Origin of the sequence: Bartonella sp. AP58NXGY, assembly GCF_042195785.1 — a bacterium.
Classification (GTDB): domain Bacteria; phylum Pseudomonadota; class Alphaproteobacteria; order Rhizobiales; family Rhizobiaceae; genus Bartonella.
Map to the genome: position 1 here is coordinate 1 of NZ_JBHIOY010000016.1, position 23839 is coordinate 23839.

Consider the following 23839-nt stretch of genomic DNA (forward strand, 5'->3'; position numbering starts at 1 on the left):
GTTGTAAATCAGCATAAAGTTGCGCCCGTTTTTGCGGATCTTTTTGAAACAATGCCTCTTCAACTTTTTGATTCATCGTTTCATCCAAATACCCATATTGCCAACTAGGATAGGCGGTATTTTTTGCCTCAAACCGATTATCCGGATTATAAACAAGACGTGAAGCCATGGTATGAGGGTCCGCAGAATCATTATTCCAGCCGACAAAAATCGTATCAAAAGCCCGTGCATAAAGTTTAGAAAACAACTGTGAACCGGCCATCCGTTCAATTTTAAGACGCACCCCCGCCTTTGCGGCACTATCTTGAAGTGACTGAGCAACTAACAGCCTAGAAGGAACATTTGATACAAGAAAATTTGCCTCAAATCCATTCGGATAACCGGCCTCTGCTAAAAGCTGCTTGGCTTTTGCAATATCAAATCTAAAGGGTTGCCCTTCCTTTTCATCCAGAGCTCCAAAGTTACCAAGAGGAATAAAACTTGCCCGTGGAATACCAACACCTTTGAGAAGTTTCTTGCCAAGACCTTCATAGTCAATAAGATAACGCATCGCTAAACGTACTTTTTCCTTAGCAAAAATAGGATTTGTCATGTTAAATCCCCAATACATCATGGATGGCTCTAACACTTTCTCGATTTTAACATCTGTTATTTTTTGCAGATCAGCAAGATCTTCAGGGGTCAAATCACGAGCAACATCAATATCGTGCTTTTGCAACAATAAACGTTGTGTTCCAGGCTCTGCAACATGGCGAATGAGAATCTGCTTTAGTTTCGGGGCTTGTCCCCAATAGTGAGAACTCGCACGCAACAAAAGAGCTTCTCCAGGGCGCCAACTGTTCAACTGATAAGGACCAACACAAGCAGCATGATTCTTCAAATACTGATTTCCCAGATCGCTATCTTTTTCGTGCTTCATAATTGTCTTACGATCAAGCAAAGCTGTTGCCCGACTTGCAACAATATTATTAAGGATAAGCTCTGCTGGATAAGGCTTATCAAATTTCATCACCACTGTTTTTTCATCAGGGGCTTTTAAAGCATCATCAACATTTTTCTCTGTAATGCCATATTCATTAAAAATTGCCGCATTGGTCATCTTTAATTTAACAATCCGCTTCATACTCCAAAGAAGATCATTGGCATTGGCTGATCGCCCATCATTAAACTTCAAACCATCACGCAAATGAAAAGTAATCACCGTACTGTGATCATCCCCTGAAACATCCCAATGTGTTGCTAATGCCGGAACCATTTTAGCAGGATCATCCGTTGCGGTATCGATCAAGTTATCACAAACATTGTGAATAATTTCACTTCCATAAACATCACTAAGTTGTGCGGGATCAAATGTACTAATTGCATCAATATTCCAAGCCATCACAAGGGTATCTGCGGGAGTTTTTGCTGAAACCTGTTGTGCAACCATCCCCAGTGCTATAAAAGCAGAAACAAGAGAGCTGCTATTCTTTAATATTTTTTTCTTCAAGTTCATAGACTTTTCCTTTTAAAGTTTATTCCATAAATTTCCCACACAACAAGTACATGCCTAATAATAAGGCTAAATGATCCATAAGCGCCTCAAACAAAGTATTCAAACTTTCAAACACCACCCCTTACCAACCACTTCCCTGCCCACACTCATAAGCCAAACCAAAACATGCAACGGCAAACACTCAGACATTAGAATGAACGCTCACCCATAACAGAGCCTATTCATGATGTCATAACGCTGACGATTGAAGATTATAAAACCACTATTTTCTCTTTCTTGTCGGGCAAGCTTGTTTCTTCTTTCTTTTCGCCTTTTATGCTATAAAAAGACTCTTCCTTGTTAGCTCAAGCGCCTTAATAACAAAGAGCTCTAATAACAATTTGATATTTTAACAAAACAGGAAAATTCACCCATCAACCGACATAACCTCCTCCCCCTATAAGAGGAATTTTGAATTTATCCATAATTTTCTGGCAAATAACAGCTTTTAAATTATATTTTATTTCTCAATAAAAGGAGCATGGGCACCACCCCCTGATATTCTTTTACAGCACCCGCACATAACAAAACTTTTTTCCACATCGTATTTTAAATACCTTTGCTCCTTTAACAACACTCAATTCATTGCTTACATTTTTCAACAAAAAATATCTTTTCAATGCACTAAGGTTGAAATACCTAAATATAATACCTATATAAGCACACCCTTATCAGAATAGATAGTCTTTTTTTAAGTAAAATGCCTTGAAATATTATTTCTATACACAACAATAATAAATCTGTTATAAAATCTTCAATAGACTAGAACTCTCACCCTAATACGAAATATCGAAACGCTATAAAACTCCCCTACAAATTCTCAGAAACGAAAGGATATCTCTTCATTTAATGAAAAAAGCGCCATGAAAATATCGCAAAAAAGGCAAGAGAACGCGCGTATATTTTAAAGCACTGATATTACACCAATACTAAAGTGATGCACTCCAAAAAAGTAAGAAAAAATAAAAGATCTTTCTCCTTTATGACAATGACATCACTGTACTATGATGATACAATAAAAAACAAGATATTCGAAAGTATATTAAAATGAACCGAAAGAAAAAATTGTCAGATTCTTTTCGTGCTTTTCTTGGAGGCACATTAAGCCACCATGTTGGTTTAAAATTGCTCATCCTTTCATTTTTTATTGGCATCATAATGAATTTTTTGGGATGGACACCCAAAAGTCTCATACAGAAAATTATAGATTTTTTTCAGTCTCTATGGGCAACAGGATTTATAACGCTCACAAACTTCTTTCATATCACCATGACGGGAGCGATTGTTGTTGTGCCTATCTTTCTTATCTTACGCATTTTTCATAAAAAATAAAAGCCTCAACATTTTCCTTGCGCTAGTCTTTTCGAAAAATCAAACGACATAAAAATCCTGTGGTAACAGCAATGATCACCGCAACAATAGCATATAAGAAACGATACTTATGTGCTGCGTAAAAAATTGTATAAGCGATATGTGCTTTAACAATTTCAAGAGTCGTTGTTGTACTATCAATAAACTGACCATCACGAAAAAGATAAGCACGAACCTTATAATGTCCAACAGGAATATTGGTTGGTAAACGAAAATGTGCAGTAAAAAGCGTGTCAGAACCAAAACGAACACCCCCTACTTCCTCATAATAAAGGCTTTTGGCTTTTTGCAGTTTTATAAGTTCATCGCGAAAGATCTGTATTTTTTTCTGATCTTTTTCATCCGTCTGCAATGGCAAATAAAGTAATCCTAACCCCAAGCGTTTATAATCTTCAACACTCGTAATATCGTCAATTTCACGTGTTGTGACCATAGAGTAAAAAAGAGGAACCTTTTTAAAAATAAGAGAATCTGTATTAACCCAAACACCGGCATTACGTTTTTTTTCTCGCATCACCATTGTCCGATCTTGTCCCTCCAAGCTCACAACAACATCATAACGGTTTTGTCGAGCATATAACGGATCAATATTTTCCAAAACACCAGCAATATAAAGATCACGACCAGCAAAATTTGCATCCACAGTAATCGTATTTGTTGTTACGATAATTTGAACAGTTTCGTGATCAACTTGATCAACGAATGTCGCTGTCGTACCAACATGTGACCATGTAGAAAAAGAAACAAAACAAAAGCAACTTGTAATGATGCATAAAGAAAATAATCTACCCATTTTTATCTCATAAGAATATCCAGAGAGAAAAGATTATCGGGGCGTATAAATAATTGAAAAGCAAGACGCATACACACAATCAACACCAAAAACGCAAGTGCCATACGCAATTGTTCCGCCTTTAACTTCCGTCCAGCCCGTGTTCCATATTGCGCACCAATACTTCCTCCCAGCATTAATAAAAAAGCCAGGACAATATCAACGGACTGATGAGTCATACTTTGTAAAACTGTCGTGAAAGAAGACACAAATGTGATCTGAAAAAGTGAAGTTCCAATCACCACATTGGTTGGAACACGCAGAAGGTAAATCAATGCTGGTACCATAAAGAACCCCCCACCAATTCCCATAATAGAAGACAACAACCCTACAATGAGACCAATCCCTAAAACTGGAATAATGCTGACATAGATCATAGATGTCCGAAAACGCATTTTTAACGGTAAGCGATGAATCCAGTTATGTCGACCAGCAAGACGAATATTGGCTTTTCCTGCCTTACGCTTGCGCATCATATCATACCAACTTTCAACAATCATCAAGCTTCCTACACTTCCAAGAAGAATCACATAAAGAAGAGAAATCATTAAGTCTAATTGACCTAATTTTTTCAAAACAGAAAAAATCTGAATCCCGATTAAAGATCCCCCCCCTCCTCCAATCGCCAAAAGAATACCAAGTTTGATATCGAGCGTACGTCTTCTAAAATGGGTAATCGCCCCTGTTACAGATGACGCAATCATCTGATTTGCACCTGTTCCAACAGCAATAGCAGGAGGGATATTATAAAAAATCAATAAAGGAGTGATAAGAAAACCGCCCCCAATTCCAAAAAGACCAGAAAAAAAACCAGCAACGACTCCCATACCAATCAAAATCAGCATATTGAGAGACATTTCAGCAATTGGTAAATAAATACTCACTTACAGAACCTTCAAGATAATCTGAGGCTTTTTAACAATTGAGAGAATCTTTCTCCAATTATCCTCTTTTCCAATAATCTCTGTTGCGTGTTTAAAAGGATAATTTTAATTACTATACAACTTTCGCATAATCCACGAATGCGCAATACATTTCACATCTATTAACATCAACATCATAAAAACTAAAAAAAACGCGCTCCTTTTAAAACGCTGTAAAGACATAACGTTATCACTACCATAAATGCAACGGTTAAAAAACAAAGAACAGTTTTTTTTACCAAATGAGATAAAAACGAAACGCTCTCTTGAGACTGCGCCTTTAAAGAAGAAAAATCATTCTCAATGCCACGATTAGGTGCCTGAATACCCATATCCTTTTTTTCTATCGAAGCACGCTCTACGGCTCCCTCAACCTTTTTAAAAGAAGGCTTCATAGCATCATTTGGCAAAGGGCTTTTATTTTCTTTCTGCACCGCATTTTCAACATTTGTTTGGAGTGGAATTATACCGTTTTGTCTCGAAAAATTTTGAACCTTTTGAAGTGATAAGCGTTCTTTATTTCCCTCATATTCCATATGAGCAAGTTTCTGTACAACAGAATCAGGAAATTTTGAACGAGGTCCACGTTGTGTTAGTACCGCTTCTTCTAAGCTCTTTTTTTCACTCTGTAAACTTTGAACAATTGTTTTAATCTGCTCTAAAGATTCAAAAAGCTTTTTTTCCCTTTGACGACGGATATAATATTCAGCCAAAATGGCCCGACTAATATCATCTAAGTAAGATTTAAAATGCTCTTCTAAAACCCCCTGCTCTACCAAAGAACAGGGAGAATGCTTCATTTGCATTTGTGCATGAACAGTGCGTAATTTTTGAGCAATATCCGACATCGTTACATCCATAGGCGCATCCGTTCTCTCCTTCTGTTCAATAAAAGAAGAGAATTTATCATTCCTAACCTGATTGATCGGCTGGTCGATCGTATGACCCTTCGTATTCACAAACGCTTACCCCTCATTAACCTTTTTGAAAAGAATCGCACAAATGATGAATAAAGTGTGCTCTATTTTAGTAAATAGAGCTTTAAGAACGCCCAAAAACTTTTTTGTTAGAAATATTTTCCCCCAATCTTTATTTAAAATATTTGAAAGAAAAATCTCTGTTTTTTTGTCCTCAAGATTTGAAGAGCAAAATCATTCTCCCATTTTTATTTTTTTCACTTAATTTTTTCATTGCCTAAAGCCCCTAATGCGCCATCATAAACAGAGCATATAAAATGAAAAAAATATTCTCATAAGACAGAGTGATTTTTTTACTTTTTATTCAAGCAAATAAGGCAATTATGGCAATGCAAAAGATATGAAGATTGAAAATGACAACAAGAAAGTACAAGTAAACGTAAAAAAAGCTTATATGATGAAAACACAAGTTATAAATAAGACTGCATTCTAAACAATTTTGTTTCTTATGAGTATTGCTATAAACTTGTAATCATACAACAAAGAGGATCATCATGAAAATAATTGTCGCTGTCAAACGTGTTGTTGATTATAACATCAAAATACGTGTCAAACCCGATAGCACAGGCGTTGATCTGTCTCACGTAAAAATGTCTATGAATCCTTTTGATGAGATAGCCGTAGAGGAAGCAATTCGCCAGAAAGAATCCGGTAAAGTTTCAGAAGTTATTCTTGTTTCAATCGGACCAGAAGCAGCCCAAGAAACTCTACGAACAGGACTTGCCATGGGGGCTGATCGTGCACTTCTTATCACAACGGATCAAACCCTTGAACCCTTAGCAATTGCTAAGGTTCTCAAAGCCATTGTTGATGAAGAAAAACCTGATATGGTCTTTTTAGGAAAACAAGCGATTGATGACGATAGCAACCAAACAGGACAAATGCTCGCCGCTCTTCTTGGTTGGGGACAGGCAACTTTTGCCTCACATCTTAACATAGAAAATGGGCATGCTACAGTTATTCGTGAAGTTGATAATGGAACACAAACCCTTTCTCTTCCCCTTCCCATGGTTATGACCGCCGATCTACGGCTCAATGAACCGCGCTACACCTCTCTCCCTAATATCATGAAAGCAAAAAAGAAAACCATTGAACAAAAAGCGCTGACTGATCTTGGCATCGATACGAAAGCACGCTTAACAATTTTAAGCGTTGAAGAACCCAAACCCCGTCAATCCGGTATTAAAGTAGCTAATGTAGGAGAGCTTGTCAGTGCGCTAAAACAAAAGAACTGCATTTAATATTCTCACCACTAGAGTAAAAGCAACACTTACATAAAAGGGTAAAAACTTATGGCAATTCTTTTATTGGCTGATCATAATACAGAAGAAACCGCAAAAGCTCTCACGGCTGCGCGTGCACTCAGTAATGATATCGATATTTTGGTTTGTGGAGAAAAAATTGAAACGATAGCGGAAAACAGTGCTAAACTTGATGGTGTGCGTCAAGTTCTTATTGCAAAAGCAGACTATTTAGCCCATCAACTCGCCGAACCTATAGCAGACACAATCATCAAGTTAGCAAATGATTATGATGTGATCATGGCAGCATCCAGCAGCACGGGAAAAAATGTGATGCCACGCGTAGCAGCCCTTCTTGATCTTATGCAAATTTCAGATATTATCGCCATTCTTTCACCCGATACCTTCAAACGACCCATTTATGCGGGCAATGCACTTGAAACTGTACGCACCAATGATCATAAAAAGATTATAACAGTTCGCACCGCTTCTTTCACACCAACGCCTTCCAAAAATAATTCTGCTCCCATTAAAACAATAACCCCAGCCCCCAATCCAAATCTTTCTTCTTTCGTAAAAGCAGAAACCAACAAAAGTGATCGTCCTGATCTCACCTCAGCTCGTGTTATTATATCAGGCGGACGTGGTCTTGGTTCTCAAGAGAAATTTATGGCACTTCTTCTTCCTCTCGCAAACAAATTAAATGCCGCTTTGGGTGCCAGCCGCGCAGCAGTGGACGCAGGCTATGCACCCAATGATTGGCAAATTGGACAAACAGGAAAGGTCGTTGCCCCTGAACTCTATATCGCCGTCGGCATTTCCGGTGCAATCCAGCATTTAGCCGGTATAATGGATGCACAAATTATTGTTGCCATTAATAACGATGAAGAAGCTCCCATCATGCAAATTGCCGATTATGCTCTTGTAGGTGACCTCCATCAAATTATTCCAGAATTGGAGAAAGCTTTATAAACCATGAAAGCACCTCTGCATGACCAGCGTGAAAGTATGGAATTTGACATCGTCATTGTCGGAGCAGGACCTGCAGGTCTTTCTGCCGCAATTCGTTTGAAACAAATTAACCCTGAGCTTTCTATCACAATTGTTGAAAAAAGTACCGAAGTTGGAGCCCATATTCTCTCTGGCGCAGTTATTGACCCCATTGGTATCGATACACTCTTACCAGAATGGCGAAATGACAATGATCATCCCTTCACAACCCCTGTTACCCGTGACCAGTTTTTTTTTCTAAAGCCTCAAAAGGCTACAATATTTCCCAATATTCTGCATCCCAAAATCTTATCAAATGACGGGTGTTATATCGTTTCGCTTGGAAACGTTTGCCGCTGGTTAAGCAAAAAAGCTGAAGCGTTGGGTGTTGAAATCTATCCTGGTTTTGCGGTAACACAGATCATCCAAAACGATAACAGAGCGATCATTGGTGTTCTCACCGGTGATATGGGGCTTAACAAAGATGGAACCCCTGGGAACAATTATATGCCTGGTATGGCTTTATTGGCAAAATATACTTTAATTGCGGAAGGAGCACGCGGCTCAATTGCAAAACAACTGATACAACATTTTAATCTTAGCAAAAACCGTGATCCACAAAAATTTGGTCTTGGTCTCAAAGAGCTCTGGGAAATTGATCCCCACAAACACCAACGCGGTTTAGTGCAACATTTCGCCGGTTGGCCCTTAGACAATAATACTGGGGGTGGTGGCTTTATTTATCACCAAGAAAACAATATCATTTCTGTTGGTTTTGTTGTGCACTTAGATTACAAAAATCCTTATCTTTCTCCCTTTGAAGAATTTCAACGTTTTAAAACACATCCAAAACTCTATGAAATCTTCAAAGGTGCAAAACGTCTTTCCTATGGTGCACGTGTTATCAGTGAGGGAGGTTGGCAATCTGTACCAAAACTCACCTTTCCTGGTGGAGCACTTATTGGCTGCTCTGCTGGATTTGTCAATGTTCCGCGTATCAAAGGATCACATAATGCCATCTTATCTGGCATATTAGCTGCCGATAAAATTGCTAACGCTCTTGCACAAGGACGTGCCCATGATGAGGTTAAAGAAATCGAAGAGCAGTGGCGAAAAGGGCTCATTGGTAAAGACCTTTATAAAGTGCGAAATGCCAAACCGCTCTGGGCAAAATATGGAACAAAATATGGAATTAAACTTGCTGGTTTTGATATGTGGTGGCAACAACTGTTCGGATTTTCCTTATTTAAAACACTCCCCCATGGAAAGGAAGATTATGCATGCCTTGAACCAGCAGAAAAATTTCAACCCATTGCTTACCCAAAACCAGATGGTGTTGTAACCTTTGATCGCCTTTCAAGTGTTGCCCTTTCCAATACACACCATGAAGAAAATCAACCTTGCCATTTAAAAATAGCCTCATTAAAAAAACAAAAGGACTCTGAATATGCAATCTACGGAGGACCTTCCACAAACTATTGCCCCGCCGCTGTCTACGAATGGCTAGAACATAATGATCATCTGACTTATGTTATCAACGCTGCAAATTGCATACATTGTAAAACGTGCGACCTCAAAGACCCGAACCAAAATATCACTTGGACCTGTCCGCAAGGCAATGAAGGCCCCTTCTATCCCAATATGTAACCCCTGCTATATAATTATTGTTCTTTTTGCTAAAATTGAAATCTACAAAACACATTGAATAAAAATATTTCCTCAGATCATAAATCTATCAATCATCTTCCTATATACGTTCTTTCACAGTGTAAAATGGACTCTATTCTCAATATAAAAGACTCTCCCCACCGTATGACTTTTTTCAATAAAAAACATAACATACTTTTATAAAAAATTTTTATCTTAATAACAAAACAAGAATGAAGATATCTTGACTATTCTGCTATAAAAACACAGACACTGCTTTCAACAGTCTGTACAAAGGCAAATCTATGGCTCTACTTTGCTCTCCCCCCTCCATGACCAGAAACGCTTTTATCCCCCTCATAAGAAAACTCAACCGTTTCAAAAAGCCAAGAACAAAACCATTTAAGATATGCTTCGAGTTTGTTTTATCTCCTATCCTTTGCCAAGCAATTTCACTAAAGAAGACCACGGATGAATGTAGAAAAAATAAAATATTGCATAACACAGAGCATGCTTATTTAATCACTCGCAATATGTTTCTACTGATAAAGACATCCCAAAACCTGAGTATCACATCAACTTTTTACGCTCAAATCAAGGGGAGTCTATACATTGTCTTGCATCTAACCTTTAAAGATGTAATGCAAAGAATGTGTAAAAACACCATAAGAATAAAAAGCCATAAGTGCTATCATTATTGGAAATAATATCTGACAAAGCCCAAATGTCTTTCCAATTCATGACCATTCTATTACGCGTTTTATAGCGTATTTTCTTTATAAAGCTTGTACTTTCGCTGTAGCTTGTAAATCAACATCCAAATTGAACACAAGAAGCATATATGAAAGAAAGATAACGGTAAATAAAAGCGAGTCATTACAGCTTTTGTATTCTGAACAAAAATATTGCATATTCTATTTGAGTAATTCCTGAAACGAAAAGCCAGCTTCATTGAGTAAAATATGAAGTCTAAAAGGAAGAAATCCGTTTCCATCTTTATCATCATCTTTGTCATGCGATTTTAGACTTTCAAAAACATCACACTATCGTTTAAAAAAGAGAGATTACGTATTGTCCTTTCTTTTATGACTTGCATTTTTATGGGAGCATATCCTTCAAAAAAATAAAACGCCCAAGTTTAAAACAAACTTGTGTTGTCCATTTATGGGTTTATTTTTAAAAGATAGCTCTCAATACATATCGAAAAATTCTTTAGCGAAAAATCTTGAGAAAAATATTACGTATTCTCTTCAATGAATAGTTCCATAACGTAATAAAAAGTATAAACCGGCAGCATCACTTTCTTTGCTAACTCCAATGTTGCGATAGCCTTTGCTTTAAGAGAGCTCAAAAAGGCATTTTACTCCTTTTTTACTCGTCTTTAACGACACACAAATCCTCCTTGTGATGCACATAAATGATTTTGATTCATTGATGATAAAAGGCGTTAAAATGAGATAATTTTACGATATTTAAGGCGCCTACTCTATAGGCAAAAAATAATAAATTATCCATTATAAATCAAATAATTAAGATAAAAATAAATCTTAAAAGTTTTTAAGATATTCTTTATATCTGTTAAGGGGGAAGAGAATAGGACAAAATGAAATATTTTGCTAAGAAGGGCTTATATTTGATCAATAACGATATAGCGAGTTGTTTGTGTTTTAAAAGGATCTGCTGACGTTTACTCAGAAGAACAGTTTGAATATCAATGGAGTATTTGAAAGATGGGCGTTATGGGAATAATTGAAAAAGTTTAGCTTGTAAAAGAGCACAACCAAGCGTGAAATATAGGCACGGGTAAAATTGTTGTGGTTCTCGAAGGAAAAACTTTATAGAAAATTGTAGAGCTGATAGGATATTGGGGACATCTGGAGTCTGTTTTTTTTGAAAAAGATCATGCTGACCAACACAGATGATAATGTTAGTGAATATGAAGGTAAAGCTATTGTATTGCGGAAGTATCAATTATTCGAGCAAGGTAAGCCTTTGTAAAAAAATGTACTGGTAAAAAATGAACAAAAATGGCTTATAAAGCTTATGAGTATGAATAAAAAGCTTGTGGTGAGAGGAATTTGATGAAAAGAAAAGAGCATGTGTGAAAGAGCATATTTTATAGGTGCGCATGCTTATTCTGCCCCCGTTATAGAACCAGGGCTTTATCTTGTAGCAACGCCTATCGGAAATCTTGCAGATATTACGCTTCGTGCTTTGCAAGTGCTTGCAGGAATTGATATTTTAGCGTGTGAAGATACGCGGGTAACACGTGTTTTGTTGCAACGTTATGGTATTCAGAAAAAAACTTTTCTCTATCATGAACATAATGCGCAAAAAGCGGGTCCGAAACTCTTAGCCGCTTTGGCAGAAAACAAAACGGTAGCGCTTGTTTCCGATGCGGGAACGCCACTTATTTCTGATCCCGGATTTCGATTGGTAGAAAAGGCACGTAAAGCTGGTCATAAAATTATTCCGATCCCTGGAGCATCAGCTCTTTTAGCCGCTCTTATACCGACAGGGCTTCCTACGGATAGCTTTTTCTTTGCAGGTTTTTTGAGTGCACGCAAGCGACAGCGTCAAAAACGATTGGAACAATTAAAAGAGATTCCAGCGACTTTGATTTTTTATGAATCACCGCATCGTCTTGTTGAAACTTTACAGGATATGGTCACGCTTTTTTCGGCTGATCGACCTGCCGCAATTTGTCGTGAATTAACAAAAAAGTTTGAAACAGTGGATGCTTCCAATTTGGGGAATTTGTTGGAATCTTATAAAAAACAATCACATATTCGTGGAGAAATTGTTGTACTTGTTGGAGAATCATCATCTTCTTTAAACATAATGAGTGATCAAGAAGTTGATGAAATGTTATTAGAACTCTCGCGGACACATTCTGCTGCTCAGGCAGCAGCTTTGGTTGCAAAAAAGACTGGTTTTAAAAAGCAGGAACTTTTTCAGCGGTTAAATTTTTTAAAAAATGCATAAAATTAAGACTATACAAAAAAAACAGAGACAAAAGTCTTTTTATCGAGGAGTTCGTGCAGAAAAATTGGCAGCATGGTGGTTACGTTGCAAAGGGTTTCACATTGCCGAAATGCGTTTTAAAACAAAATGTGGTGAAATTGATTTAATTGCACGACGTGGAAATTTGGTTTTAATCGTTGAAGTCAAAGCACGTTCAACATTAGCCGAAGCAATGGAAGCAGTTTCTCGAATAAATGAAAAGCGAATTGAGGCAGCGGCCGATATTTGGCTAGCACGGCAAAAGGATTATGCCTTTTTGTCTGTACGTTTTGACTTGATTGCAGTTTTACCTTGGCGTTGGCCACAGCATATCCCCGCATTTTTTACATCTAATAAATAAGAGGAGGCGCCAATTTTAACCATACCCAATAAAAAACGTTTCGTTTTTATATGCATATGCGTTAAAAAGTGTGTAACAATTTGAGCGTTATAAGGAGCGAAATATGGATGATTATGAAAAGTTTGCAACAGGTTTGCTCATTGTTTTTGGAGCGCTAATTATTGGTGGTTTAATGGCAATGCATATTGTTCTTATGAATAAACCAGGTTTTTTATTTGCATTAGCCGCAGCTATTGTTGGTTGGTTTTCTGCTTTTGCCGTTCTATTTGACAAACCAAAAGTCTATTTGGGCTTGATTATTCTTGCTATTTTATGTGTTGCTTCCTCAATTAGCATCTATGTTAGTTAAAACACATAAACTGTTAATTGAGATTCCTTTTAAAATATAAAACTGAGGAAAAGAAATGAAACTTGGCTTTTTGGGAACGGGCACAATCAGTGCTTCAATGGTCAATGGCCTCATGACAAGCACCTTTGACGTTTCTTCCATTATTGTTTCACCTCGCAATGCACAAACAGCAGAGCATCTTTCACGCACATATGATAAGGTTATGATTGCTGAAAATAACCAAGCGTTGCTCGATGTGAGTGATTACGTTTTTCTTTGCTTGCCTAACCAAATTGCAGAAAACGTTTTGCGTTCTCTTCGCTTTCGTCCAGAACAGCTGGTTATTTCCGTACTTGCTATGGCAAAAGCAGCAGAAGTAGAAGAATGGATCAACCATAAAGTTTATCGTGCTGTTCCTTTACCTTTTGTCGCAGAGTGTAAAAATTTGACACCAATTTATCCCGATCATCCCTTTTTACGCGCTCTATTTGATGCATTGGGGGGTACATTGGTACTGGATAAGGAAGAGCAGTTTAATCTTTTTATGACTGCTGGTTCACTTATGGGCATATATTTTAATTTTATAGAAACAGCCCATCAATGGTTTATAACACAGGGGTTAAAACAACAGCAATCAGCAGAATTTCTTACCATGATGTTTGGCAATCTTACAGATGAAATGCGTAAAATTATAGCAACGGATTGTTCTACATCTCTCGATTTTGCACTACTTGAAAAAGAGTTTTCAACAAAGGGGGGAACAAATGAATTTTTGTCAAATTGTTTTTCTCATCAAGGGGGAAGAAGTGCTTTAACAACAGCTATTGAAGCTACTTTTCAAAAAATAAATGCTTCTAAAAAGGCTTGACTAGCATTTTTTATCCTCTCAATAAGAGAAAGTTATTGATATTTTCATTGAGTTTTTCTTGAATATGGATTGATAACATTACCTGCTATACATATTTCAAGAGCAAGATAAATGGGCTTTTTAAATACCCATCCCTTTAATTTAAGTAGATAGGGATAAATTTTCCGATTAATCTTCAAGATGTTTTTATCGCAAAAAAGTGATTGTTAAATATTTTTTACAACCTTTTACCATTTCCCTAAATTATTTTTATTTTCTATCTTCTTCTTTTCGCACCAATGCCAATATTTTTTCACCTCACTGCTCCAGCCGCTCCGATTGAGTTCTCCTTCAGATTACCCAAGTGCATGGCTCATTTTTTGTTTGTTTCACCTCTAGTACTCCACTCAAGCATTAAGGTTCCCTCTTTTTTCCTTACAAAAAAGCAACTATTTTTCTGTCTTTCGTGATTGCATTTTGCAAATTCTTTTAAATAAACATATATTCAAAAATAAACATATATTCAAAAAAGTTTATTTTTTATTTGATCAACAATTGTACGATACAGTTTAGCAAGCTCTTCACTAGGCTTAGCAACAAAAATAGGGACGCCCTCATCTGAAGACAATCGTAAAGCTGGATCAAGCGGTATTTCTGCTAAGAAAGGGACCTCTCGACGTTCTGCTTCGGCCCGTGCACCACCATAGCCAAAAATATCGTAGCGTTTTCCCGTATCAGGAGCGATAAAACAACTCATATTCTCAATGAGTCCTAAAATAGGAACATTGACTTTCATGAACATTTCTATCGCTTTACGCGCATCAACTAAAGCAAGATCCTGAGGTGTAGAAACAACCAACGCACCCGTTAATTGTACCTGTTGCGCAAGCGTTAATTGTGCATCCCCTGTACCTGGCGGCATATCAACGACTAAAACATCCAAAGGCCCCCATACAACATCTCGTAACAATTGCGTTACAGCTGCCATAACCATAGGACCACGCCATACCACCGGCTTTTCTTCCTCCACCAAAAATCCCATCGACATCAATTTCAGTCCGAATTTTTCAAGAGGTTGAATCTTTTTTTCTCCAATGAGCTGTGGTTTTTGATTAATAAGTCCTGTCAAACGTGGTAAAGAGGGTCCATAGATATCTGCATCCATCATCCCCGTTTTGAAACCAGAATCCTGTAAAGCTAGGGCGATATTTATCGCCATCGTAGATTTTCCAACCCCTCCTTTTCCAGAAGCAACAGCAATCACATGCCGCACACCTTCTATGGGCATTTTTACAGGGAGCAGATTGGCTCTCCGTCTAGAAGCAGATAGCTTTGTTGTTTTTTCAGCTGTAAGTGTGATAAAAACAGATTCCACGCCTTCCAAAGCACACACCACCTTTTCAGCAGAACGGCGCAATGATTCCCACTCTTGCACACGTCCATCAGGAACTGTAATGGAAAAGAAAACCTTGCCATCAGCAATCAATATTTCTGAAATAAGCCCTAACGATACAATATCGCTTTCAAGATCCGGTCCTTTGATTTTATGTAAGACATTGCGGACAACCTCACTTGTGATAGGAGCCACGTTCTTTCCTCTCTATAAAAATACCAGCAAATACAAGCATAAGAACGAAAAACATTAACCGTTTTACCACCTAATAGTTTTCTACTCTACTCAGAATTATAAAGTATAAATTGCTTATACCTTTTCTCTTTTAAAATACGAAAATCAAGCACTTTAATAAATGTTTTGATAAGAATTTTGTAAAAACCCAAACGGTCCCCCTTAAGATTAAAGTATATTTCAAATTGATTATACAACAATCAATCACACTTTACTTAATTCCTTAAGGCCTTGGTCATTTATTTTCTGTACACCCAATCATTTTAAAATATCACAAATAATTATAAGGTGTTTTGTATTTTTTCAAGAGAGAGAAAAACAATCTAAGATTGACTTTTTTTATATTTTTCCTTATGGGTTAACAGCCGTATGATAGGATAAATTTTTTCATCGAGCGCATAACTACTCATGAAACTAAGATAAGAAGGGCCGCACTCCGCGGTATTTAAATAAATGAAACGTACTTACCAACCCTCTAAACTTGTCCGTAAACGCCGCCATGGGTTTCGTGCACGCATGGCAACAGCTGGGGGACGTAAAGTTATTGCTGCAAGACGTGCTCGTGGACGTAAGCGGCTTTCTGCTTAACCATCTAAATTTTCACAACTGTTGAGTATTGCTCATCATGTCCTCGTTGTGAAACTTTTGTTATGAACTTTTAATGCCTACAAGCAGGTATTCAATGAAATTGCGAAATGTTCTTTTATGAAGAAAAAACATCCCTGCCGTATTCGCAAAAGAGCAGATTTTTTGGCTGTTCGTACAGGAGAAAAACGACGTGGTCCTTTATTTTTACTCGAAGTTAAATCTCGTGAGCAAACAACAGAAAAATCTTCTCTTGTTGCGCGTGTAGGCTTCACTGTTACCCGGAAAAATGGTAATGCTGTTAAACGTAATCGTATCAAAAGGCGTTTGCGTGAAGCTGTAAGAGTTGGTGTAGACCAGATGGAAGCAGGAACGGACTATGTCATTGTCGCATATCGTGATGCATTGCATGCCCCTTTTACATCTTTGATTAGTGAATTAAATCATCGAATAAAACCAAAAATAAAACATCAGCAACGACAACAAGGGTGTACGAATGGAATATAACCGCAATTTCTTCATCGCTATTGGCTTATCTTTCGTAGTACTTGTAGCATGGCAATTTCTTCATGTTGCTCCCAAACAAGCAAAGTTACAAAAACAACAAGCTATCACACAGCAATTATCAAAACAACAATCAGCACTTTCCACTGACACGACGAACTTTTCTAACGATACCTCAACACACGAAGCAACATCGATCATTGATCAACCAATGACTCCTGAAATTCGAAAAGCTGTATTGGCCAAAACAGAGCGTATTGCGATCAAAACCAATGAACTTGAAGGCTCTATTAATCTTGTTGGTGCACAATTTGATGATCTTCACCTCAAAAAATATCGTTTAACAGTTGATAAAAAATCACCGGAAATCGATTTGCTGAATCCTAAAGGCTTCAAAACAACCTATCTTGCTGAGTTTGGTTTTACCAGCCCATCTTTGCCAGCAAAGGCTTTGCCACAATCTGATACACAATGGCAAATAGAAGGAAACAACACAACCCTGACCCCTTCAACACCCATCACTTTAATTTATAACAATGGGCAGGGACAAATCTTCCGCCGCACCCTTTCTGTTGATGATCATTACATGTTTACTATTGAGGATTCGATCAGCAATGAAAGCGATCAACCAATATATCTCTCGTCCTACGCCCGCGTCGCACGTGCAGCGCCACCAACAAATACAAATGCAACCTATTTGCTGCATGAGGGGATGATAGGAATTGCGGGAGATTCGCTCAAAACTGAAAAATATAAAACCTTAGCAGAACTTGATCCAAATCCTGATAATGGGCAAAAGAGCATGACCTTCTCCAAAGTAACAGGAGGTTGGATTGGTATTACCGATAAATATTGGGCGGTTGCGGTTATTCCCCCACAAGATAAAGAATATACAAGCCGCTTTATTTATTTTGATCGTTTGCAGACGCATTATCAATCTGACTTGCTAGGAACGCTTTTAACGATTGCTCCAAATGAAACAAAAACTGTTACAAATCGTCTTTTTGCTGGAGCAAAACAAGTTGAAATCATTAATAACTATCAAAATAGCCTAAAAATCAAAAAATTTGCGCTTTTAATTGATTGGGGCTGGTTTGATTTCATCACCAAACCAATGTTTGCCCTCATTGATATTCTTTATAAGCAAACAGGAAATTTTGGTATCGCCATCCTTCTTGTCACAGTGCTCTTAAAAACACTTCTTTTCCCTCTAGCCAATAAATCTTATAAATCTATGGCGCGTATGAAACTTATACAACCGCGGTTGCTAGAAATAAAAGAAAAATATCCTGATGACCGAACCAAACAGCAACAGGCAATAATAGATCTGTATAAAACTGAAAAAATTAATCCCCTTGCCGGTTGTTGGCCGATGTTAGTTCAATTTCCAATATTCTTTGCTCTTTATAAAGTTCTCTATATCACCATTGAAATGCGCCATGCACCTTTCTTTGGCTGGATTCAAGATTTAGCGGCACCTGATCCAACATCTCTTTTTAACTTGTTTGGTCTCTTGCCATACACAACGCCAACATTTCTTATGATTGGTGCATGGCCTTTGATTATGGGAATAACGATGTTTTTACAAATGCGTATGAATCCCGCTCCTCAAGACCAAACTCAAGCGATAATCTTCACATGGATGCCTGTCATCTTTACTTTTATGCTCGCCTCTTTTCCTGTTGGTCTTGTCATCTATTGGGCATGGAACAATATACTATCAATAATTCAGCAAAGTATCATGATGACACGCCAAGGCGTCAAAATTGAACTTTTTGATAATCTGAAATCCATGTGGAGAAAATCACCCAAAAAAGAAGTGCATGAATGACAAGAGATTCTTCCCTTTCTGGAATTTTTTCTCGCAATTGGATTTTTATTCGTGGTGTACCAGCAATACACTTTCTTCCCCCTGAAGGACCACCAGAAATTGCATTTGCAGGACGTTCAAATGTTGGAAAGTCATCTTTAATAAACGCGCTCGTCCAACAAAAAAGCTTAGCACGTACCTCAAACACACCAGGACGGACTCAAGAGCTTAATTATTTTGTACCCGATGGCTTCAGTGGGCAGCTAGGAAATCTTCCCCCTCTAGCATTAGTAGATATGCCGGGCTATGGCTTCGCTGCTGCTCCTAAAAATCTGGTTGATGCGTGGACAAATTTGATTTTTAGCTATTTACGGGGACGCACAACGCTAAAACGTGTGTATATCCTGATTGATTCACGCCACGGAATTAAAAATAATGATGAAGAGGTTCTTGCTCTTCTTGATAAAGCCGCTGTTTCTTATCAAATTGTTTTAACAAAAAGCGATAAAATCAAATCAAAAGCCTTAGAAAAATTAATTATGATCACACAAACAAAGCTTCTCAAGCGCCCAGCAGCTTACCCTGAGCTTCTTGTAACCTCTTCAGAAAAAGCTCTCGGTTTGGAAGAATTACGTGCTGCCATTTTGCAAACCATCGCATAAAAGAATGCATTCCCTATTATTAATAATTTATTAATCATAATTGCTAGCTGCTGCTAATGATCTTGTACTTCTCGTCAAGCATCTTTATAAATAAAAAGCCATTACTTGAAAGAATTCCCATCAACTCTATTTAATAGTGTAAATTATGCTGACACTTTTTCACTCTCCCCTATCCACTGCCTCACGCTTCATACGCCTCATTCTCGGGGAATATGGTCTAAATACGCAACTGATTGAAGAATATGAATGGGCTAGAAGACACGAATTTCTAGCCCTCAATCCTGCTGGTCATGTTCCTGTTTTTCTTGATGAACACGAAGTTCCATTATCTGGTCCCCTTGTTATCTGCGAATATTTAGACGAAACACATGGAAGTTTACGACAAGAAAATAAGCTCTTTCCGGAAAATCCTTTAGAGCGTGCGGAAGTACGCCGTCTCAATGATTGGTTCTTAAATAAATTCGAAAATGAAGCAACACGCCATATCGTACGAGAACGAATCCATAAACGTGAAATGCCACTTGCCATTGGCGGTGGTGCTCCTAATTCACAAATTTTACGCAATGCGCGTGCCAATATTTTACCCCATATGAACTATCTCAATTGGCTTTGTGCCTCTCGCGATAGCTTAGTGGGTTCTACCTTGTCCTATGCAGACCTAGCAGCCGCAGCCTCTATTTCTGTACTTGACTTTCTAGGAGAAATTGACTGGGAACAATCTCCTGCTGCCAAAGACTGGTATATGCGAATTAAATCACGCCCTTCTTTTCGTTCTCTTTTAACAGATCGCGTCCGCGGAATCGTTGCAAGTACTCACTATGCTGATCTTGATTTCTAACTATCTTTCACCAACAAAAGTAAAAGCGATATTTTATCTAAAGGATACTTCTAGGTTTATAAATTTTTATGCATGTGTACAAACAATGCAATAATACATTGATTTATAGTCTTACTTGAAAAGAGAATAAGACACCACCATGATATTTTCTCATTTCAAAACTCCTTATAATGCATCAAAAAAATCACTTTCTTGTCGTGTTACATAAAAAAACAGCACAAGGAGAAAAAGTATTTAAAAAAGGATTTTTAAATACTCTAGTTAAAAACAAGAGCTGTAGCACCATTGGAAGCGTGATCAATAACATAACAATACCTAGGCATGCTATTCTCTATTCTTCTCAATATATGAAAAAGTGCATGGCATGGCATGCCTATTATTTACTCTATAAAGCGTTGATTTATAATCATAATTCTCTGTCTTATATGTTGAATGAGAATCCCGAATATCATAGGATTCTCTCATCCCAAACCTGTTCCATGTTGAATCAATCAAAACTATTCGCTTGCACGTTACAAGCGGGGTTAGCGTGTAGATAAAAAGCTATTAAGAAAGGACTAAAAATGCCTCTTATGAACCGTCTTAATGCAAAATCTGTCGCAACATTGGAAGCTGGCAAAATGTGTGATGATGCCGGCTTGTTATTTCATAAGCGTAAAGATGGGAATGCTCAATGGATTTACCGTTATACTATTCACGGGCGATCACCGTAAAATGGGCTTGAGAGCGTTGAGAGATGTTTCTTGCTCTATATTGATCTCCTCCCCACACCTCAAAAAACGGAGATTCCTACCAGCCACCGGACTGTCAACAGTCCAGCTTCTCACGGGCAAGTTCCACCTGCTGACCACTCATGCGGTTCACTTCATAGGCTCTACAGGCAAGTCCTCCCCCTAAACACTGATCACGATATCTAAAAAACACTTAATATGTAAAGCTTTTCATACCTTATATCACCGCCCTAAACAACAGTGTTGTACGGCATAATAGGATAAAAAAAAAACGCTATGCGTCTTTACAACATAACAATTTTTTTAACTGACTTCCTTAAAAGGCAAAGAATCCGATTAACTCCCGTGTATAAACAATTCGACTTCTTATTGATCTCTTGTTTTTTCCCCCTTTTATATGATTTTATTTATAGATAACAGATTAGTCTACAATATAAATAATCGCTTTTTTAACTTGAATCATGAACCTTAAATACTTTTTTCCCATTACCCGCCTCACATTTGCATCAATCAAAATCTTTTTCTTGTGCGTTGCAAATGGGATTGGCGTATGGAAAAAATATTAAAGAAAAAATAAAAATGCCGATGAATTGTTTCAAATGCCAAGAGCTGTTGCTACATTGAAGGCTAGCAAAGTACATGATAGTGCTTATTTGCTCTTTTATGAAGCATAAAGACCGTAGTGCAGAATAGACTTTATATTATTCATGGAAGCTCTCTCATTATACTCTTCACAAGCACTATCATAAAATGAGTTTAGAAGCATTGAGACACATTTCTTTAAAGCAAGCGCATAAAGTGACAACATAAGCATATTTATTTTAGGGTATCTTGTTTGCATGAGGGACGTGACCCCATTAAAGAACGCGAGATACAAAAGCGTAAAGTAATGCGTAATTTCCATTAGGGCTTTATAAGCAAGCCTTACCTAGAAATATCCATCACGCGTTGTAACAAAAAATATCTCTATGTAAATTTGTAAATCTTATATCACGGCCGTGTTTTTACAGCACAAAAAAATAAATTAAAGTAGAAAAATTTTTTCCTATAAACAAAAAGAACCGTTGGAAAGAAGGTAAGAATTTGCCTATACTACACGCAGTCAAAGTATCATAAGGAGACAAAAATGCGCCTTACAGTTGTTGGTGCAAATGGGAGAATGGGGCGTGAACTCATTACAGCAATCGAGCATAGGAAAGATGTAGAGCTTTGTGCTGTTCTTGTACGTAAAGATTCACCTTTTGTAGGAAAAGATGCGAGTGCATTAATTGGTTCAGATTCTCTTGGGATTCGCATCACTGATGATCCCCAAAAGGCTTTTTCTGACACAGAAGGTATTTTAGATTTTTCACAACCACAAGCCAGTATTCTTTATGCTCACTATGCTGCTCAAAAAGGTCTTGTTCATATTATTGGCACCACAGGATTTAGCAAAACAGAAGAAGAAAAAATTGCGAATTTTGCGAAATATACAACAATTGTCAAATCTGGCAATATGAGTCTTGGAATAAATCTTTTAGCCAACCTTGTAAAGAAAGCCGCTAAAACGTTAGAAACCGATGATTTTGATATCGAAATTTATGAAATGCATCACGCTAACAAAGTTGATGCCCCTTCTGGAACAGCCCTTCTTCTTGGACAAGCTGCCGCTGAGGGTCGCAATGTTATGCTTCAAAATGTGCGTGTTAATGAACGCAATGGTCATACTGGTAAACGCAAAAAAGGTACCATTGGCTTTTCCTGTTCACGTGGTGGAACAGTTGTTGGCGAACACAGTGTCATTTTTGCCGGTTCCCATGAGCGCATTATTCTTTCGCATACAGCGCAAGAACGCTCTATCTTTGCCAATGGCGCATTAAAAGCAGCTTTGTGGGCAAAAAATCATGAAAACGGTCTTTATTCAATGCTCGATGTTTTGGGATTGAACGATGAATTTTAAACGGTCAATGTAACATAGGAAAATTATAATGAGACGCACACTTGTACTCATCCGTCATGGACAAAGTGAATGGAATCTCAAAAATCTTTTCACCGGTTGGAAAGATCCTGATTTGACAGAAAAAGGTCACGCAGAAGCAATAGAAGCAGGAAAAAATCTTAAAGCAGCTGGTTTAAAATTTGATATTGCTTATACATCAGCCTTACAGCGCGCACAAAAAACGGCTTGGCATATTTTAGAGCAAATGGGTCAATCCGATTTGCAATTGATCAAGACCCCTGCATTAAATGAACGCAACTATGGTGATCTTGCAGGTTTGAATAAAGATGCAGTGCGTCAACAATGGGGAGAAAAACAAGTCCAGATCTGGCGCCGCTCCTATACAATTGCACCCCCGAATGGAGAAAGCCTCCGCGACACCGCTGCACGCGTTTGGCCTTATTATCTTTACCATATCCAGCCTCATATTTTGCGCTCTCAAACAGTTTTGATCGCAGCGCATGGAAACTCTCTTCGTGCTCTTATGATGGCGCTTGAAGATCTAAACGGCGAAGAAATTATATCTCAAGAATTAGCAACCGGTATTCCTATTATTTACACATTTAATCCCGATTCAACTATTTCATCAAAGACAATCATCACACCTTAAACTTTCAAAACCATGATATCCTCCACACAAAAATTCAGTAATTTTATAAAAAAATAAATTCTATAATTTTATTGACAGAACTGCTTCACAAGCTTAGATGAATTTTATAAGCCCAGATGGCGGAATTGGTAGACGCGCAGGTTTCAGGTACCTGTGCCGCAAGGCGTGGAGGTTCGAGTCCTCTTTTGGGCACCATGTTCTTTTTTATCCAAAATAATTTATTGATTTTCCATATATTTTTTACAGTGAGGGACGCGTAAATAAAAGTTAGGGAATAGGATTTTTAACATGCCTCTCTAATTATTACGAATCAAGAGTTCTTTTCGGGGTGGTTTTTTAGCAAAACCAGAGGTCCAAAGGGTTTCTAATTCTAAAAAATCAAAATCCTTAAAAATCTCTCGAACCGCATCACAATCATTCAGACTCAAAACAAACTTCCC

Annotated in this window: 20 protein-coding genes, 1 tRNA gene and 2 pseudogenes; 17 read left to right on the plus strand and 6 right to left on the minus strand. The window is 37.7% G+C overall.

Features of this window, described 5'->3' with window-relative positions:
* The coding region (locus ACFINC_RS08355) for an ABC transporter substrate-binding protein (RefSeq protein WP_375616900.1) at positions 1 to 1495 on the minus strand (1495 nt) is incomplete at its 3' end.
* A 1086-nt stretch (positions 1496 to 2581) separates the two neighbouring features.
* Between ACFINC_RS08355 and ACFINC_RS08360 the strand changes: the two genes are divergently transcribed.
* A complete protein-coding gene (locus ACFINC_RS08360) occupies positions 2582 to 2866 on the plus strand; it encodes a DUF6460 domain-containing protein (RefSeq protein ID WP_375616901.1) in 285 nt (94 codons plus the stop codon).
* Between the two features lie 22 nt (positions 2867 to 2888).
* Here ACFINC_RS08360 and ACFINC_RS08365 read toward each other — a convergent pair whose 3' ends face one another.
* The 3 genes from ACFINC_RS08365 to ACFINC_RS08375 all read right to left on the minus strand — a co-directional run bounded on the left by ACFINC_RS08365 (position 2889) and on the right by ACFINC_RS08375 (position 5619).
* Positions 2889 to 3698, minus strand: a complete 810-nt coding sequence (locus ACFINC_RS08365) for a TIGR02186 family protein (protein WP_375608511.1) — start codon at positions 3696 to 3698, stop codon at positions 2889 to 2891.
* Between the two features lie 2 nt (positions 3699 to 3700).
* Complete coding sequence (locus tag ACFINC_RS08370; RefSeq protein WP_375607288.1) at positions 3701 to 4621, minus strand: sulfite exporter TauE/SafE family protein; 921 nt, start codon at positions 4619 to 4621, stop codon at positions 3701 to 3703.
* Between the two features lie 182 nt (positions 4622 to 4803).
* Positions 4804 to 5619 carry a hypothetical protein gene (locus tag ACFINC_RS08375; RefSeq protein WP_375616902.1) on the minus strand — a complete coding sequence of 272 codons (816 nt, stop codon included), beginning with the start codon at positions 5617 to 5619 and terminating at the stop codon, positions 4804 to 4806.
* 512 nt (positions 5620 to 6131) lie between these two features.
* On the opposite strand from ACFINC_RS08375, the gene ACFINC_RS08380 reads away from it, so the two are divergent.
* From ACFINC_RS08380 to ACFINC_RS08410, 7 genes are all read left to right on the plus strand, one after another.
* Positions 6132 to 6878, plus strand: a complete 747-nt coding sequence (locus ACFINC_RS08380; protein ID WP_375616903.1) for an electron transfer flavoprotein subunit beta/FixA family protein — start codon at positions 6132 to 6134, stop codon at positions 6876 to 6878.
* Positions 6879 to 6929: 51 nt separating this feature from the next.
* Complete coding sequence (locus ACFINC_RS08385; protein WP_375616904.1) at positions 6930 to 7850, plus strand: electron transfer flavoprotein subunit alpha/FixB family protein; 921 nt, start codon at positions 6930 to 6932, stop codon at positions 7848 to 7850.
* A 3-nt stretch (positions 7851 to 7853) separates the two neighbouring features.
* The gene (locus ACFINC_RS08390) at positions 7854 to 9515 is read left to right on the plus strand and encodes a 4Fe-4S dicluster domain-containing protein (protein WP_375616905.1); all 1662 of its coding nucleotides are present in this window, start codon (positions 7854 to 7856) and stop codon (positions 9513 to 9515) included.
* Positions 9516 to 11612: 2097 nt separating this feature from the next.
* Positions 11613 to 12500, plus strand: coding sequence for a 16S rRNA (cytidine(1402)-2'-O)-methyltransferase (gene rsmI, locus ACFINC_RS08395; RefSeq protein WP_375616906.1), 888 nt, complete (start codon positions 11613 to 11615; stop codon positions 12498 to 12500).
* A 10-nt stretch (positions 12501 to 12510) separates the two neighbouring features.
* Positions 12511 to 12879, plus strand: coding sequence for a YraN family protein (locus ACFINC_RS08400; protein WP_375607304.1), 369 nt, complete (start codon positions 12511 to 12513; stop codon positions 12877 to 12879).
* Positions 12880 to 12982: 103 nt separating this feature from the next.
* Entirely contained in the window at positions 12983 to 13228 is a 246-nt protein-coding gene (locus ACFINC_RS08405) for a hypothetical protein (RefSeq protein ID WP_375607294.1), read from the plus strand.
* Positions 13229 to 13283: 55 nt separating this feature from the next.
* On the plus strand, positions 13284 to 14075 hold the full coding sequence (locus tag ACFINC_RS08410) for a pyrroline-5-carboxylate reductase (protein WP_375616907.1): 792 nt from the start codon (positions 13284 to 13286) through the stop codon (positions 14073 to 14075).
* Between the two features lie 502 nt (positions 14076 to 14577).
* Here ACFINC_RS08410 and ACFINC_RS08415 read toward each other — a convergent pair.
* The gene (locus tag ACFINC_RS08415; protein WP_375616908.1) at positions 14578 to 15642 is read right to left on the minus strand and encodes a P-loop NTPase; all 1065 of its coding nucleotides are present in this window, start codon (positions 15640 to 15642) and stop codon (positions 14578 to 14580) included.
* 492 nt (positions 15643 to 16134) lie between these two features.
* Here ACFINC_RS08415 and rpmH point away from each other — a divergent pair, with 492 nt between their 5' ends.
* The 9 genes and pseudogenes from rpmH to ACFINC_RS08460 all read left to right on the plus strand — a co-directional run bounded on the left by rpmH (position 16135) and on the right by ACFINC_RS08460 (position 23594).
* Positions 16135 to 16269 (plus strand): 50S ribosomal protein L34, encoded by a 135-nt coding sequence (gene rpmH, locus ACFINC_RS08420; RefSeq protein ID WP_005864709.1) that lies wholly within the window; start codon positions 16135 to 16137, stop codon positions 16267 to 16269.
* Between the two features lie 117 nt (positions 16270 to 16386).
* Entirely contained in the window at positions 16387 to 16773 is a 387-nt protein-coding gene (rnpA, locus tag ACFINC_RS08425) for a ribonuclease P protein component (RefSeq protein ID WP_375616909.1), read from the plus strand.
* Positions 16763 to 18601 (plus strand): membrane protein insertase YidC, encoded by a 1839-nt coding sequence (yidC, locus tag ACFINC_RS08430; RefSeq protein ID WP_375616910.1) that lies wholly within the window; start codon positions 16763 to 16765, stop codon positions 18599 to 18601. Before rnpA ends, yidC begins: the two co-directional genes overlap by 11 nt.
* Entirely contained in the window at positions 18598 to 19242 is a 645-nt protein-coding gene (gene yihA, locus ACFINC_RS08435; protein ID WP_375616911.1) for a ribosome biogenesis GTP-binding protein YihA/YsxC, read from the plus strand. The genes yidC and yihA overlap by 4 nt, the downstream gene beginning before the upstream one ends.
* Positions 19243 to 19387: 145 nt before the next feature.
* Positions 19388 to 20080, plus strand: a complete 693-nt coding sequence (locus ACFINC_RS08440) for a glutathione S-transferase family protein (RefSeq protein WP_375616912.1) — start codon at positions 19388 to 19390, stop codon at positions 20078 to 20080.
* Between the two features lie 563 nt (positions 20081 to 20643).
* Positions 20644 to 20824, plus strand: a pseudogene (locus ACFINC_RS08445) (integrase); the annotation flags it as partial.
* A gap of 1113 nt (positions 20825 to 21937) precedes the next feature.
* On the plus strand, positions 21938 to 22750 hold the full coding sequence (gene dapB / locus ACFINC_RS08450; RefSeq protein ID WP_375616913.1) for a 4-hydroxy-tetrahydrodipicolinate reductase: 813 nt from the start codon (positions 21938 to 21940) through the stop codon (positions 22748 to 22750).
* A gap of 28 nt (positions 22751 to 22778) precedes the next feature.
* Entirely contained in the window at positions 22779 to 23399 is a 621-nt protein-coding gene (locus tag ACFINC_RS08455) for a 2,3-bisphosphoglycerate-dependent phosphoglycerate mutase (protein ID WP_375616914.1), read from the plus strand.
* Between the two features lie 110 nt (positions 23400 to 23509).
* Positions 23510 to 23594: transfer RNA gene (locus ACFINC_RS08460), tRNA-Leu, on the plus strand.
* Between the two features lie 101 nt (positions 23595 to 23695).
* Here ACFINC_RS08460 and ACFINC_RS08465 read toward each other — a convergent pair.
* Positions 23696 to 23839, minus strand: a pseudogene (locus tag ACFINC_RS08465) (DNA adenine methylase); the annotation flags it as partial.